The organism is Candidatus Defluviilinea gracilis (assembly GCF_057138825.1).
In genome coordinates, this window is the sequence record NZ_DBNHEF010000046.1 from 111,826 (window position 1) to 127,502 (window position 15,677).

13 protein-coding genes are annotated in these 15,677 nt (G+C 53.6%); all 13 read right to left on the reverse strand.

Annotation, left to right across the window (positions count from 1 at the left end; all coding sequences use genetic code 11):
- Positions 1-118 precede the first annotated feature (118 nt).
- The 13 genes from AC16KF_RS06210 to AC16KF_RS06270 all read right to left on the reverse strand — a co-directional run bounded on the left by AC16KF_RS06210 (position 119) and on the right by AC16KF_RS06270 (position 15,481).
- Positions 119-1,033 carry a branched-chain amino acid transaminase gene (locus AC16KF_RS06210; protein ID WP_484036429.1) on the reverse strand — a complete coding sequence of 305 codons (915 nt, stop codon included), beginning with the start codon at positions 1,031-1,033 and terminating at the stop codon, positions 119-121.
- Positions 1,034-1,074: 41 nt separating this feature from the next.
- Positions 1,075-2,172 carry a 3-isopropylmalate dehydrogenase gene (gene leuB, locus AC16KF_RS06215; protein ID WP_484036430.1) on the reverse strand — a complete coding sequence of 366 codons (1,098 nt, stop codon included), beginning with the start codon at positions 2,170-2,172 and terminating at the stop codon, positions 1,075-1,077.
- Positions 2,173-2,245: 73 nt separating this feature from the next.
- Complete coding sequence (gene cimA / locus AC16KF_RS06220; protein ID WP_484036431.1) at positions 2,246-3,808, reverse strand: citramalate synthase; 1,563 nt, start codon at positions 3,806-3,808, stop codon at positions 2,246-2,248.
- A 76-nt stretch (positions 3,809-3,884) separates the two neighbouring features.
- Positions 3,885-4,466: a 3-isopropylmalate dehydratase small subunit gene (leuD, locus tag AC16KF_RS06225; protein ID WP_484036432.1), complete on the reverse strand. Its 582-nt coding sequence runs from the start codon at positions 4,464-4,466 to the stop codon at positions 3,885-3,887.
- A 41-nt stretch (positions 4,467-4,507) separates the two neighbouring features.
- A complete protein-coding gene (locus AC16KF_RS06230; protein WP_484036433.1) occupies positions 4,508-5,233 on the reverse strand; it encodes a class I SAM-dependent methyltransferase in 726 nt (241 codons plus the stop codon).
- A gap of 1 nt (position 5,234) precedes the next feature.
- A complete protein-coding gene (leuC, locus tag AC16KF_RS06235) occupies positions 5,235-6,638 on the reverse strand; it encodes a 3-isopropylmalate dehydratase large subunit (RefSeq protein WP_484036434.1) in 1,404 nt (467 codons plus the stop codon).
- Between the two features lie 90 nt (positions 6,639-6,728).
- Positions 6,729-8,369, reverse strand: coding sequence for a 2-isopropylmalate synthase (locus AC16KF_RS06240; RefSeq protein WP_484036435.1), 1,641 nt, complete (start codon positions 8,367-8,369; stop codon positions 6,729-6,731).
- Positions 8,370-8,447: 78 nt separating this feature from the next.
- Positions 8,448-9,500 (reverse strand): ketol-acid reductoisomerase, encoded by a 1,053-nt coding sequence (gene ilvC, locus AC16KF_RS06245; RefSeq protein WP_484036436.1) that lies wholly within the window; start codon positions 9,498-9,500, stop codon positions 8,448-8,450.
- Between the two features lie 239 nt (positions 9,501-9,739).
- Complete coding sequence (gene ilvN, locus AC16KF_RS06250; protein WP_484036437.1) at positions 9,740-10,291, reverse strand: acetolactate synthase small subunit; 552 nt, start codon at positions 10,289-10,291, stop codon at positions 9,740-9,742.
- A 96-nt stretch (positions 10,292-10,387) separates the two neighbouring features.
- Positions 10,388-12,073 carry a biosynthetic-type acetolactate synthase large subunit gene (ilvB, locus tag AC16KF_RS06255; RefSeq protein WP_484036438.1) on the reverse strand — a complete coding sequence of 562 codons (1,686 nt, stop codon included), beginning with the start codon at positions 12,071-12,073 and terminating at the stop codon, positions 10,388-10,390.
- Positions 12,074-12,121: 48 nt separating this feature from the next.
- Positions 12,122-13,789 (reverse strand): dihydroxy-acid dehydratase, encoded by a 1,668-nt coding sequence (ilvD, locus tag AC16KF_RS06260; RefSeq protein ID WP_484036439.1) that lies wholly within the window; start codon positions 13,787-13,789, stop codon positions 12,122-12,124.
- Between the two features lie 312 nt (positions 13,790-14,101).
- A complete protein-coding gene (locus AC16KF_RS06265; RefSeq protein WP_484036440.1) occupies positions 14,102-14,629 on the reverse strand; it encodes a hypothetical protein in 528 nt (175 codons plus the stop codon).
- 42 nt (positions 14,630-14,671) lie between these two features.
- Positions 14,672-15,481, reverse strand: coding sequence for an exonuclease domain-containing protein (locus AC16KF_RS06270; RefSeq protein WP_484036441.1), 810 nt, complete (start codon positions 15,479-15,481; stop codon positions 14,672-14,674).
- Positions 15,482-15,677: the final 196 nt, after the last annotated feature.

Genomic DNA, 15,677 nt, shown 5'->3' on the forward strand with positions numbered 1-15,677 from the left:
ATTATAGCCCCAAAAATTTTTCCGCAGATTTATTAACCGCCAAGAACGCGAAGATCTCTAAGAAGAAAAGGTTTTCTTCGCGTTCTTAGCGACCTTCGCGGTTCATTTTTTAACTATTTTATCCAACGAAATCACACCACCCCTCATACTTCTTCACCTTCCCGCGGATCGCATCGTGATACACGTTTTGGATCTCGCGCGTAATTTTCCCAGATTTCCCGTCGCCAATCGCGCGGAAATCGATCTCGCACAGACCGATCACCTCCGCGGCGCTGCCGCAGACAAACACTTCGTCGGCATTATACAGTTGGTCGCGTGAGACTGGCGCTTCGGCAACTTCATACCCCAAATCCGTGGCAATCGTATAAACCGACTGGCGCGTAATGCCCTCCAGGATCGGCGCGGTGGAGGGCGTGACGATCTTCCCATCGCGCACGACAAATAAATTCTCACCCGTGCATTCGGCGATATACCCTTGCGGATCGAGCATGATGGCTTCCTGAAAACCCAGCCGTTCCGATTCCGTTTTCGCCAAAATGCTGTTCACATAATTGCCAGCGATCTTCGCCTTCGTCATCGAAATATTCGGATGATGACGAGTGAACGAAGAGATATTGGCGCGAATGCCTTTTGCCAGCGCGTCCTCGCCGAGGTAATTCGACCATTCCCACACCGCAATCATCATCGAAAGCTTGCCTTTATCCACATTCAGATTCCAGCCGCCGCCGTCCAAATACATCAACGGACGGATATAACAATCCGTAAATCCGTTGGCGCGCACCGTATCTTTATGCGCCTTGATCGCCTCTTCCACGCTCCATGGAATTTCGCGAAAGCCCAACACGCGCGCCGAATCAAATAATCGTTCCACATGTTCGCGCAGACGAAAAATCGCGGGTCCCTTCGGCGTGTTATACGCGCGAATGCCCTCGAACACCGCCGCGCCATAATGCAAAGCGGGCGTCAGAAAATGCAGTGTCGCCTGTTCAAACGGCACGAGTTCGCCGTTCTTCCAAATAAATTTCGATTCCATGCCCATCGCTCAATCTCCTTTTTGTTTTCGTAGTTGCGACTTCAGTCGCAGAATGCATACAATCTCTTTAAAACCTCATCCGTCATCTCACAAGTCTTCAACGCGCCGCCGAGGTCAACCGTCCGCGCGCCATCGGTGATCGCGCAGTCCACAGCCTGTTCGATCGACTCCGCCTCCGCGTCCAACTTGAACGAGTGACGCAGCATCATCGCCGCAGACAGGATTGTGCCAACTGGATTCGCGATTCCCTGCCCCGCGATGTCGGGAGCGGAGCCGTGGATCGGTTCATACAGACCCATCCTCGCTTCTTTCTCCGACGGGGAGGCTGGTTCGCCCAAACTAGCCGACGGCAACATCCCCATCGAACCCGCCAGCACCGAAGCCTCATCCGTGAGAATATCGCCGAACATGTTCTCGGTGACGACAACATCGAACGAGGCTGGGGATGTGATCAACTTCATCGAAGCGGTATCTACAAGCGTGTGCTCAAGCTGAATGGCTGGATCAGCCGTCCCGACGTTTGAAGCGATCTGTCTCCACAGCCGAGACGATTCCAAGACGTTGGCTTTATCCACCGAGGTGACTTTCTTCCTCCTGTTCTTTGCAAGTTCGAATGCGAGTTCGATGATGCGCTTGATCTCGTAATCATAATATTCCAGCGTGTCGACCGCGTACTGCTTGCCATCGCGCATCTCGCGCATTTTGGGTTGACCGAAATACAGCCCGCCCGTCAACTCGCGGATGACGAGGATGTCCACGCCGTTGAGTTTCTCAGGCTTGAGCGGCGACGACTCGATCAGCGCGGGATGCACTTTGACGGGGCGCAGATTCGCAAACACGCCGAGACCTTTGCGCAGCGCGAGCAGTCCGCGTTCGGGGCGGTCTTTCGCGTTCGGGTCATCCCATTTCGGTCCGCCCACCGCGCCAAGCAAAACTGCATCCGATGATTTGCAATCGGCAAGAGATTCATCAGTTAAAGATGAACCATATTTATCAATCGAACAACCGCCCATCAATCGTTCTTGAAAGTTGAAGGTGTGGTTAAATTTTTTCGCAACGACATCCAACACGCGAGTTGCCTCATGCACAACTTCGGGTCCAATGCCGTCGCCTGGGAGGAGGGTGATTTTATATTCCAAGTGAATCTCCAATGGTTTTTACGCAGTACGAAATACGCAATACACAACTGCGTACTGCGTATTTCGTAAAACGCTAATGAGCCACCATCAACCCATACTCCATCGAATCAGCCAGCGCGCGCCAGGAGGCTTCGATGATGTTGGTGCTCGCGCCGACCGTGCTCCAGCGCGAGGTTGAATTGCGCGTGTCAATCAACACGCGGGTGATGGCTTCCGTGCCGTGATCCGAATCCAAAATTCTCACTTTGTAATCGGACAGATGAAACTTTTGAATTTGCGGATAATACCCAGCCAACGCTTTGCGCAATGCCAGATCAAGCGCGTTGACGGGACCGTTCCCCTCCGCCGCCGTGTGAAGCAGTTCGCCCTGCACCTTCACCTTGACCGTCGCTTCGGCGAACGTGCCGCGCCCATCTCGATGCTCCACGTTGACGAAAAAATCCACCAATTCAAACGGAGGTTTGTAGCCGTATTCCTGGCGCTTCAACATCATGGCAACAGAGGCTTCGGCGGCTTCGAATGAAAATCCGCGCGCTTCGAGCTCTTTGATCTCGTTCAACACGGGCAAGACTTCCGCGCTTTCCACTTCCACGCCGTGTTCTTCGGCTTTGCTGAGCAAATTTCCGCGACCCGACAGGTCCGAAACCACGACGCGCATTTTGTTGCCGACGAGTTCAGGCTCCACGTGTTGATACGATTGCGCGTTACGTCGCATCGCCGCCACATGCACGCCGCCTTTGTGCGCGAATGCCGATTTCCCAACGAACGGCAAATGCTCATCGGGAGTGATGTTCGCCACCTCCGCCACAAAATGGGACAAGTCGTACAAATGCTGAATATTCCCTTCAGGCAAACACGGATAACCCATCTTCAACTCAAGGTCTGCCATGATGGACACGAGATTCGCATTGCCGCATCGTTCGCCGACTCCGTTGATCGTGCCTTGCACTTGAACCGCGCCTGCGCGGATGGCGATCAACGAATTGACAACGGCACATTCCGAATCGTTATGCGTGTGAATCCCAAACGGATGAGCAATCGCCTCTTTCACCACGCTAACAATTGATTCGACCTCCCAGGGCATTGTGCCGCCGTTCGTATCGCACAACACAACTATCTCGGCTCCTCCGCGAATCGCGGCGCGGAGAGTTTCGAGGGCATATGAGGAATCCGTTTTGTAGCCGTCGAAGAAATGTTCCGCATCATAAATCACACGCTTGCCGTTGGCTTTGAGATACGCGACCGATTGTTCGATGATCCGCAAGTTATCCTCGAGCGTGGTCAGCAACACTTCTTTGACGTGCAGAGTCCACGTTTTGCCGAAGATGGTGCAGACGGGCGTTTGCGAATCGAGCAGGGCTTTGATGTTGGCATCGTCCTCAGGTCCGCCTTTGACGCGGCACGTGGAACCGAACGCGGCGATGAGCGAATTCTTCCATGGCATATCGCGCGCGCGCTCGAAGAACTCCACATCCTTTGGGTTCGAGCCAGGCCAGCCGCCTTCAATGAAAGCGACTCCAAGTTCGTCCAGTTTTTGCGCGATGCGAATCTTGTCATTGCCCGAAAGCGTGAAGCCTTCGGATTGGGTGCCGTCGCGGAGGGTGGTGTCGTAGATTTGGATGAGGGGTAAAGTCATGTGTTACCTGTTACACGTTACAAGGTACTTCGTACTGCGTACTACGTAATACGAAGTACGCAGTACGAAGTATGAATTATTGACCCGCTTCAAACGCGGAGATCTCCTTCTCGAATCCCATGATGTAGCCCAACTCATCCACCCCATTGAGTAGACACGTTTTGCTGAACGAATCAATCGGGAAAGTGAGCGAACCTCCAGGGTAGGATAAAGTCTGGGTAGCCAGATCAACTGTCAGGTCGGCGCGAGGCGCTTCTTCAAAGAGGTCGAAGAGCATCTTGTGAGTCGCGTCATCCACGACGATGGGAATGAGTCCGTTCTTCAACGCGTTGTTGCGGAAAATATCCGCAAAGGATGTGGAGATGACGGCGCGGAAGCCGTAACTGGTGAGCGCCCACGGCGCGTGCTCGCGGCTCGAGCCGCAACCGAAGTTGTCGCCTGCCAATAAAATTTGCGCCCCCTGCGACTCGGGCTTGTTGATGATGAAATCTTCTTTCGGCGATTTATCGTCGTTGTAACGCCAGTGATAAAAGAGCGCGTCGGCGAGCCCGTTCTTGTCGGTGACTTTGAGAAATTGCGCGGGGATGATCTGGTCTGTGTCAATGTCGTTGACGGGCAGGGCGATCATGCGGGAGGTGAGAGTTGTGAATTGTGCCATTTTGATTTCCGATTTTGGATTTACGATTTACGATTTTCGATTTACGATTTGCGGCCGCCGAACACTGCGAGTTCATAGATACGGAAATAGCAATCTACTTCTTCGTAGCCGATCTCGCGCAGCCAATCGCATTGTGTACTTACAGACAAAAGAATATTCGTGTCTTTATCTGGGCGGTTCATGAAGATGTCTGAAATTTCCTGACGGGTCTTTGTTCCGCCGCTTGATCGTTCGATCGCGAAACGAGCGTCAACCACATGTTGATTGAACAAGTCCACCGCAAGTTGCGATTCGGCGGCAATGTGTTCGATGTTGATGAACCAGCCGTTCGGTTCGAGCAATGAAAAAATTTCTTGATAAATTTCGCGCTTGCGTTGATCGGGCTGATGATGAATGGAGTAGCCAGACACAATCGCATCAAACGGACCTTGCAGGCTGATTTGATTCACCCAAGCCTTGTCGCCATAATCGAGATTCTCAAATTTGAGTTGACTCGCATATTCCTTGAGACCATCGCAAGCTTGTTCAAGCATCGGCTCTGAGAAGTCGGCGAAAACTCCGCGAGCCGATGGATATTCGCCCAAGATCGCCGCGCCCAGAATTCCATCACCGCAACCCAAATCAAGAAAACGTTGGATGGGTTGTTTTCGCGTTTTGAGAATTGACATCATTACGCCGATCTGTTCCTGCGCCAACGGGATGGCGGCACGGTAAGACAGAAAGCGGTTCACAATGGCGGGTAACTTCCAAATTTCGTCTGTGACCATGTCAACTCAACATTACTCTTGGATCAGTGACCACGCCATGAATCGCCGTTGCCGCCGCAGTGATGGGACTCGCCAGAAACGTGCGCGAGCCTTTCCCTTGCCTGCCTTCAAAGTTTCTATTTGACGTACTCACACAATATTGACCTGCTGGAATCACATCTGCATTCATTGCGATACACGACGAGCATCCCGCCTCGCGCCATTCTGCGCCAGATTCTTTGAAGACTTTATCAAGCCCTTCCTGTTCTGCCTGCTTCTTCACATCCTGCGAACCAGGGACGACCATCACGCGCGTGCTTTCTGAAACTTTCTTCCCTTTGAGAAACGCGGCGGCGAGACGCAGATCCGAGATGCGTGAGTTGGTGCATGAGCCGATAAAGACCACGTCCACTTTTTGACCTAACAGCGATTGACCAGGTTGGAGTCCCATGTAATTCATGGCTTTCTCGAACGCGGCTTTTTGCGATGACTCGCTGAACGATTCAACCGTTGGGATGCGGTCTGTGATCCTCATGCCCATGCCTGGGTTCGTCCCGTAGGTAATCATCGGTTCAAGTTCGGAGGCGTCGAGCGTGATGGACTTGTCGTACGCCGCGCCTTCATCGCTGGGCAGTGACTTCCACTTGGCAACGGCTTTATCCCACTCCGCGCCTTTGGGGGCGAACTCTCTTCCATATAAATATTCAAACGTCGTTTCATCGGGAGCGATCATGCCCGCCCGCGCTCCGCCTTCAATGGACATGTTACAAATCGTCATGCGTTGTTCCATGGACAATCCGCGAATCGCTTCGCCCGTATATTCAAAGACGTGACCCGTCCCGCCGCCGACTCCGATCTTGGCGATGAGCGCGAGGATGATATCTTTGGCTGAAACGCCGCTCGATAGTTTTCCATCCACTCTCACTTCGTACGTTTTGGGTTTCTTTTGCAAGAGACATTGAGTCGCAAGGACGTGTTCCACTTCGCTTGTGCCGATGCCAAACGCCAACGCGCCGAATGCGCCATGCGTGGCGGTGTGACTATCGCCGCAGACGATGGTCATGCCTGGTTGCGTGCGCCCGAGTTCAGGTCCGATGACGTGAACGATGCCGCGATGCGGGCTAGTCATGCCGTGCAATTCGATCCCGAATTCCGCGGCGTTGACTTCCATCTGCTTGATCTGGGCGGCGGCTAATGCGTCAGTCATGGGAACATGCAGAGGCGTGGTCGGAATCGAATGATCCATCGTCGCCAGAGTCTTTTCAGGTCGGCGCACTTTGAGTCCGCGCTGGCGAAGTCCTGTAAAGGCTTGAGGCGATGTCACTTCGTGAACCAGATGCAGGTCAATGTAAAGAACCGCAGGCGCGTCGACTTGTTCGGTCACAACGTGCGAATCCCATATTTTTTGGAATAAAGTTTTTGTCATGGTTTCCTTTTTGCAGAGACTAGAGACTGGAGATTCGAGACTAGTCTCCAGTCTCTAGTCTCTAATTCTCTAATCCTCCAATTCTCTCTTTTATCCCAACATCACTCCAAAATCATTCACCACCCTCTCATGCGACTCGGTCTGCGCGATGATGAGTTTATTGACGGCGTTGATATACGCCTTCGCGCTGGCGACGATGATGTCGGTGTCTGCGCCGTGACCGCCGTACACGCGCGGATAATGCGCCTCGCTTTGCGCGTCCATCGAGGTATGGTCGTCCGCGCCTTGAATGCGGACAGTGACTCCACCGAGCGCGTCAATGCCTTCGGTGATGGCGTGGATGTTGAACTCGAGCAACTCGCACGGCACATTGACGATGGCGTTGATGGCTTTGTACACCGCATCCACTGGACCCGTGCCGACAGAGGCTTGCGTGTGAACTGCGCCATCGGGTCCGCGCAGGCGAACGGTTGCAGTCGGCATTCCCATCGTCCCGCAGGTGACCTGCATATCGTTGAGCAAATATACATCGCGCGGACGATAGAACTCGTCGGCGATCAACGCTTCCAAGTCCGCATCCACGATCACCTTCTTGCGGTCTGCCAATTCTTTGAAGCGCGTAAAGGCTTTATCGAGTTCCACTTCATCGAGCGAATGACCCAACTCCGCCAGCCGAGTGCGAAGCGCGTGACGACCCGAATGTTTTCCCAACACCAACTTCGTTTGATTCACGCCCACATCTTCGGGGCGCATGATCTCGTAGGTGGTCTGATGTTTCAACATGCCGTCCTGATGAATGCCCGCTTCATGCGCAAACGCGTTCGCGCCGACGATCGCTTTATTCGGTTGCACCACGATGCCCGTGTAATTGCTCACCAACTTGCTCACGCGCGAAATTTGTTTTGTCTCGATGCCCGTGTCCAGATCGAAAACGGGATGACGAGTCTTCAACGCCATCACAACTTCTTCGAGCGACGTGTTGCCCGCGCGTTCGCCGATTCCGTTCATCGTCACTTCGGCTTGGCGCGCGCCCGCGCGAATGCCCGCCAAAGTATTTGCAGTCGCCAACCCCAGATCATCATGGCAATGAACCGAGATCGTTATGCCGTCGTGCATCCCTGGCGTGTGTTTGATAATCCCGTCAATCAACGCGAAAAATTCATCGGGCGTTGTATACCCGACCGTGTCGGGAATATTCAACGTCGTCGCGCCCGCCTTGATCGCCTCGCCCAACACCACATATAAAAATTCTGGGTCCGAGCGTCCCGCGTCTTCGGGCGAAAATTCCACATCGTCGCAAAAACTTTTTGCATACGCCACCATTTCAGACACGCGCGCCACCACCTCTTCGGGATCCATTTTCAACTTGTGCTTCATGTGGATCGGCGACGTCGCCAAAAACATATGGATGCGCGGACGTTGTGCGGACTGCACCGCCTCCCACGCTTTTTCAATATCGGATTTATTCGCCCGCGCCAGCCCCGCGATGACGGGAACACGCGTCTCATCCTGACTTGAGGCTGGGTTGCCCACCTCAACCGCTATCCGTCTGACGGCTTCCAGATCGTCGGGCGACGCGGCAGGGAATCCCGCTTCGATGATATCCACGCCCATCATCGCCAGCGACCGCGCCACCTCCAACTTTTCCGCCGAAGTCATCGTCGCCCCTGGAGATTGCTCGCCATCTCTTAATGTCGTGTCGAAAATCCTAACGTAGTTATTTGTTGTCATGGTCAACTCCCGTAGGTCACGCTTGTAGCGTGACATATCATGTTATTTCACCAGTCACGTTACAAACGTGACTACAAATTATTTCTTCCAATTCTCAGGTCTCAACGACCTCACCGCCGCGCCTGTCTTCCACATTTCCGAATCACGGATCGCGGCGAGTTCTTTGTCCAACTTCTCGCGGTAATCGGGCTTGCTATTGGCTTCGAGTGTGATTCGCGCCTCATTGCCTGACGTAACGCTCTTATACAAATCACTGAACACAGGCGCGACCGCATCGCGGAATTTATTCTTCCAATCCAACGCGCCGCGCTGGGCGGTGGTGGAGCAGTTGGCATACATCCAATCCATGCCGTTCTGCCCGACGAGTCGGATCAACGACTGCGTCAACTCTTCCACCGTTTCATTGAACGCCTCAGACGGGGAATGTCCGTTCTTGCGGAGTTCGTTGTACTGCGCTTCCATCACGCCAGCCAACGCACCCATCAACACGCCGCGCTCGCCTGTGAGGTCGCTGTACACTTCGTTTTGAAATGTCGTCGGGAATAAATATCCCGCGCCGATGGCGATGCCCAACGCGATCGTCCGCTCTTTGGCTTTACCCGTCGCATCCTGATGGACTGCAAAACTCGCGTTGATCCCCGAACCGTCGAGAAAATTCGTCCGCACACTGCGACCCGACCCCTTCGGCGCGACGAGCGCCACATCCACATGCGGCGGAGGGATGACTCCCGTGTCATCTTTGAACGTGACCGAAAATCCATGCGAAAAATACAGCATGTCGCCTTCGTTTAAATTTTCCACGATCTTCGACCACTGCGAGCGTTGCCCCGCATCGGACAATAAATACTGAACGACGGTCCCTTTCTCTGCGGCTTCTTCCACAGAGAACAACGTCTCGCCTGGCACCCAGCCGTCTGCCACAGCCTTATCCCAATTCTTCGTCCCCTCGCGCTGACCGACGATCACCTTGATGCCGTTGTCGCGCATGTTCATCGCCTGCGCGGGACCCTGCACGCCATACCCCAGCACCGCCACCACTTCATCTTTCAATACCTCCCGCGCCCTCTCCAGCGGAAACTCATCGCGCGTAACAACTTCCTCTTCCACACCGCCAAAATTTATTTTTGCCATGATCTCAATTCTCCTAATTTTTTATCTCGGTGGTCGAGTAGTTCCGAGCGATAGCGAGGAACATATCGAGACCACCACGCTTCAAAACATTCTTGTAACAAAATTTTGTATGCGTACTTGTGGTCTCGACTGCTTGCGCTCGACCACCGAATACTCATAAATTACAAATTACGTAACTCGTAACTCGTAACACGTAACTTGTATCTCTTTCATCCTTCATCCTTCACCCTTCATCCTTTTCACGGCGTCATCTCCGCCATCTCCATCACCTGCGCATGCCCATTCATCCCGATCCTCCGCACACCATCGTTGACCCCGCGCGTCATCGAGACCTGCCCCGTGCGCACCATTTCCACGATCCCAATCGGGCGCAGTAACTCGATCAAGCCTTCGATCTTGTCCTCCGTGCCAGTGATCTCGACCACGACCGAATCAGCCGCCACATCCACGATGCGGGCGCGGAAGATTTCCGCCAGCCCGTTCACTTCGGCGCGGCGTTCAGGCGCGACTCGCACCTTGATCAACGCCAGATCGCGCATCACGGTGGACTGATGCGTCACATCCTGCACATCGATCACATTGACCAGCTTGTATAAATTCGCCTCGATGCGATGCGCGTCAATATCGCCGTTCGGGCATTCCGCAACGATGGTCATGCGCGACACTTCGGGATTCTCCGTCGTCCCCGCGCTGAGCGACACGATATTGAAATTCCGCCGCCGAAACAACGAAGTCACCCGATTCAACACGCCAGGCTTGTTTTCCGCTAAAGCAATAAATGTGTAGTTCATAATTCTCCATTCTTTAGAGAGTAGAGGAGTAGAGAATAGATGACCAGTAACGATCAACTCGCTATTCTCTACTCTCTATTTATCTACTCTCTTATCTCACGCCTTCACAGGTCTCTGCATCATCTCATCCAACGCCGCGCCTGCGGGAACCATCGGATAGACCGCCTCTTCCTGCTCGACTCGGAACTCAAGCACCACTGGACCTTGAGTCTTCCGCGCCCATTCAATCGCTTCATTGACTTCCTCAGGCTTGGTCACCCGCCTCGCAGGGACTCCGTGCGCCTCCGCCAATTTCACAAAATCGGGCGTGAGCATGTTCACCGCCGAGTAACGCTTGTCGAAGAAAAATTCCTGCCACTGGCGCACCATGCCGAGGTATTGATTATTCATGATCGCCACTTTGACGTTCGCGCCCTCTTGCACGGCGGTCGTCAACTCGGCGGCGGTCATTTGGAATCCGCCGTCGCCTGCGATCGCCCAAATTTCCTGATCCTTCGCCGCGAACCACGCCCCGATCGCCGAAGGGAGACCAAAGCCCATCGTCCCCGCGCCGCCCGAAGTTAGCCAGCGATTCGGTTTATCCAGAAAATAATATTGCGCCGCCCACATCTGATGTTGACCGACATCCGTTGTGACGATGGCGTTCCCATCCGTGGCTTTCCAAATCTCGGCGACCATGTGAGCCGCGTGCAACTTGCCGTCGTCTTCCCAATTCATAATACTGCGCGCGTCGGCTTCGGCTTTCCATCCGTTGATCTCTTGTTTCCATGCTTCGTGATCGTATTCATCCACCAGCGGGATCAGATCGCACAACACAGTTTTCAGATCGCCGACCAGCGGCACATCCACGAAAACGTTTTTGTGAATCTCAGACGGGTCAATCTCGATGTGAATCTTTTTGGCGCGCGGCGCGTACGTTTTCAACGTGCCAGTCACGCGGTCATCGAAGCGCATCCCAAAGGCAAGGATCAAGTCCGAATTTTGGATCGCCATGTTGGTGTGCACTTCACCGTGCATACCCATCATGCCCAGACTTAATTCATGCGACGCGGGGAACGCGCCCAGTCCCAACAGCGTGCTCGCCACTGGAGTTTGAGTCTTGACCGCGAACTGCATCAACTCCTCTTCGGCTTTCGACATCAACACGCCATGCCCGCATAAAATGATCGGCTTCTTTGCCCGCTCGATCAAGTCCACGGCTTGGTCTAATAAATTTCTCGACGAGCGCAGAACAGGTTGATAGCCTGGCAGTTTCACTTCTTCAGGGAAAACAAATTCGCATGATTCAATTTGCGCGTTCTTACAGATGTCAATCAACACAGGACCTGGTCGTCCACTGCGCGCGATATAAAACGCCTCGCGGATCGTTTCCGCGATCTGGTCGACGCGGGTCACGATGTAATTATGTTTCGTGATGGGCAATGTGATTCCCGTCACGTCGGTTTCCTGGAACGCATCGCCGCCGATCAAATGCGCCGCCACCTGACCCGTGATGAAAACCGTCGGCACCGAATCCATCATCGCCGTGCAAATGCCCGTCACGAGATTCGTCGCGCCAGGACCCGAGGTCGCCATCGCCACACCAACTTTCCCCGACGCGCGAGCGTATCCATCCGCCATGTGCGCCGCGCCCTGTTCATGCCGCACCAACACATGATGCACAGGATAATTCAGCATCGCGTCATAGATCGGCATATTCGCGCCGCCAGGGTAGCCGAACACAACCTCCACGCCTTCGCGGGTCAAACATTCCCAAACAATTTCTGCGCCTTTTAATTTCATATCTGCTCCTTAGACCTGTGAGGTCTTAAAGACCTCACAGGTCTCAAATTAACTTTCCAACATTGCGCCCGTATCCGCGCTGGTGACAAAATGCGAATATCGCTTCAACCATTTTGATGTTGTTTTGGATTGGAACGGAGGCAACGCCTCCAGCCGACTCTGAATCTCCGCCTCGTTCAATCGGACGTTCAGCCTGCGCGCGCCCAAATCAATTTCGATCACATCCCCAGCCTTCAACGCCGCGATCGGACCGCCCGCCGCCGCTTCTGGCGACACATGACCGATGCACGCGCCGCGCGTCCCGCCGCTGAATCGTCCATCGGTGATCAACGCCACCTTGTCGCCAAGTCCCTGCCCCATGATCGCGGACGTGGGCGACAGCATCTCCTGCATCCCAGGTCCGCCCTTCGGACCTTCATAACGCACCACAACACAATCTCCCGCTTTGACCTTGCCCGCCAAAATTCCAGCCATCGCTTCTTCCTGCGATTCAAAGATGACAGCGGGTCCCTCAAACTTCATCATCGCCTCGCTCACACCGCCCACTTTCACCACTGCGCCTTTCGGAGCGAGATTGCCGAACAGAATCGCCAGCCCTCCGCGTTTGGAATGTGCGTTGCCATATCTGCGGATCACTTCTTCATCCTGAATATCTTTTCCTTGAATCGATTCGCCCAAGGTTTTTCCTGTCACTGTCAAGCGATCAAAATGCAACATACCCGTCCCCCATTGGATCTCGTTCAATATCGCAGGGATTCCGCCCGCGCGATGGACATCTTCCATGTGCCACTTGCCCGCCGGACTCACCTTGCAAATGTGCGGAACTTTATCCGCCACCGCGTTGATTCTTTCCAGCGGATACTCAACTCCCGCTTCGTTCGCCAATGCCAGCGTGTGCAACACCGTGTTCGATGAGCCGCCCATCGCCATGTCCAATGCAAACGCGTCGTCTATCGCCTCGGCAGTGACGATGTCTCGCGGCTTGATGTCGCGCTCGATCAAGGTCATCACTTGCGCGGCGGCTTGTTTCGCCAACGCTTCCCGTTCGGGAGTCTTCGCCAAAGCGGAACCGTTATATGGCAACGCCAAGCCCAACGCCTCCATGAGACAGTTCATCGAGTTGGCGGTGAACATCCCCGAACATGATCCGCACGATGGACATGCAAATTTTTCCAAAATGGATAATCGCTTCTCGTCAATCTTGCCCGCTGAAAATGCCCCCACGCCTTCAAACACGGAAATTAAATCAATCGTCTCGCCTTCGGGAGTCATCCCCGCTTTCATCGCCCCGCCAGAGACAAATATCGTCGGGATATTGACTCGCATGGCGCCGAGCAACATGCCAGGCACGATCTTGTCGCAGTTCGGGATGCACACCATCGCGTCGAATCTGTGGGCTTCGATCATGGTCTCCACGCAGTCAGCAATCAGTTCGCGCGAAGGAAGCGAGTACTTCATCCCCATGTGACCCATCGCGATACCGTCGTCCACGCCGATGGTGTTGAACTCGAACGGCACGCATCCCGCCGCGCGGACGGCATCCTTGACCAGTTTGCCGAACTCCTGCAAATGCACATGCCCAGGCACCACGTCCACATATGAGTTGACGATGGCAACGAACGGCTTGTTGAAATCGTCATCCTGCAACCCCGTAGCGCGAAGCAGCGCGCGATGCGGCGCTTTATCAAATCCTTTTTTGACTGTATCGGAACGCATAAATTTTCCTTTTTTCTTACCGCGAAGGGCGCTAAGAACGCAAAGATTTAATTTTTTCTTCGCGAACTTCGCGTGCTTTGCGGTTAAAGAGATAACAAAAAAGCCGCCCGTGGTTAGGGCGGCTCTTTGCGTTTGTTTCGAGATTTACTTCACTCTCACCGTTGCCATCCTAACCGAAAATAGATCCTTAATAATAAGGACCGCAATAAGGATGACGATAAGGGAGAGCGACAAAAGTGTGTTCATTGGCTGGTGATTTCGCCCGATTATAGGCTGATTTGTGAATCCGTCAAGGGCGCGAAAACGGCGGCATTATTCGATCACTTTGTAAGACATAATCAACTCATACGCGCTCGCCTTGACGTAATACATGCGATACTTCTCCCCTTCTTTGAACGTGTGACTCATATCATCGGTGAAGCCAAAGCGTTTCTTGCCCACATAGACATAATAACTGGTGAAGCCCGCGCCTGAGTTGAAGTGAGAATCGAGGCGAATCTTTCCCTCCGCAGTTTTCAACTCCGCGTTCTTCAACATTTCGGAGATGCGCCTTGCAAGCCAGATACTGAACGCGAGAACCAACCCAACCACAACGATGATCACAGGAAAGACCAAAATATTCAACGGGTTGGAAAACAATGCCGCGCGCGTGCTTTCATTTTGCAAATACATCGCCAGGATCAGACACATCCCAAAGAACATGAACCCAACGGCAATTTTGATATTCCATCTCTGAACTCTCACGCCGCCCTCGCCGATCGTTTTCAAGTAGTCGCGTTGACCCTGCGTGAGGAATCCGCGCTGGTTCGATTTCAAATCGTCTTCGGTGAATTCGTACATATTTTTCGAAGAGACCTGTGAGGTCTCGCAGACCTCACAGGTCTAACTCCCTTCCTCAACTTGCACCTGAGTAATTCGATCCAAACGAAAACTGCGCTCATCGTTCCGCAAGTGACAGTACGCGAGCAAATACACATAATCCTTCAACCCCATCACTTGCTTCGGCGTGATCCAGCGTTCGGTCTGCTCGCCGTCCCCGTCAACATACTTGATCAACATGCGCTTGTTGCTGTAGATCGCTTCGCCCAATTCGGTCGGCAGTTCGATCCCCTCATTGGGCCACGCGGGCGAGTTGTAAATGCCGATATATTCATCGAGCGGTTTGTTGAACTGCTTCATCTGTTCCATCATCGCAAAGAAGATTCCCCGCGCCGCCAACGCGCCGTCCAACGCGCGATGTTTCACCGTCATCGGCAGATGGAACGACTGGGCGATAAACCCCAAACTATACGACGGCATCTCGTAATACAGACGCGCCATCATCAGCGTGTCTATCAAATTCGGGATTTGGATGTCGCGCCCGAGCCGCTTGAATTCGCTATCGAGGAATTGCAGGTCGAACTTCGCGTTGTGACAGACGACCACCGCTTCATTCACCAAGCCGACGATTGACTCGGCTACTTCAGCGAATCGCGGCGCCGACAATAACTCGGCATCCGTCAACCCGTTCGTGCTCGCCGCCCCCACCGAAAGCGGACGCTCAGGATTCACCAACTGTTGAAACTGCTCTTTGATTCGTTTTCCCTCCGTGACGACGATTCCCACCTCACAGACGCGATCGCCAAACCACGGAGAGAGTCCCGTAGTTTCCAGATCGAGAAATGCAAAACGCGCAGAGGAGAGATCAAACATATCCTTAATCCGTAAGGCGACATGAATGTCGCCTTTTCTGATGATTTTGATTTGGCGTAGCGCGACATATTGAACATTAACAATTTATTCTGACATATACTAAGCGTGCCGAAACGGGAGGCGGCGGACATGAAAAAGTATCATCTCCAAATCACAGAGGCGGAGCGAGCCAGTCTGAACCGCTGGCTAAAGAACC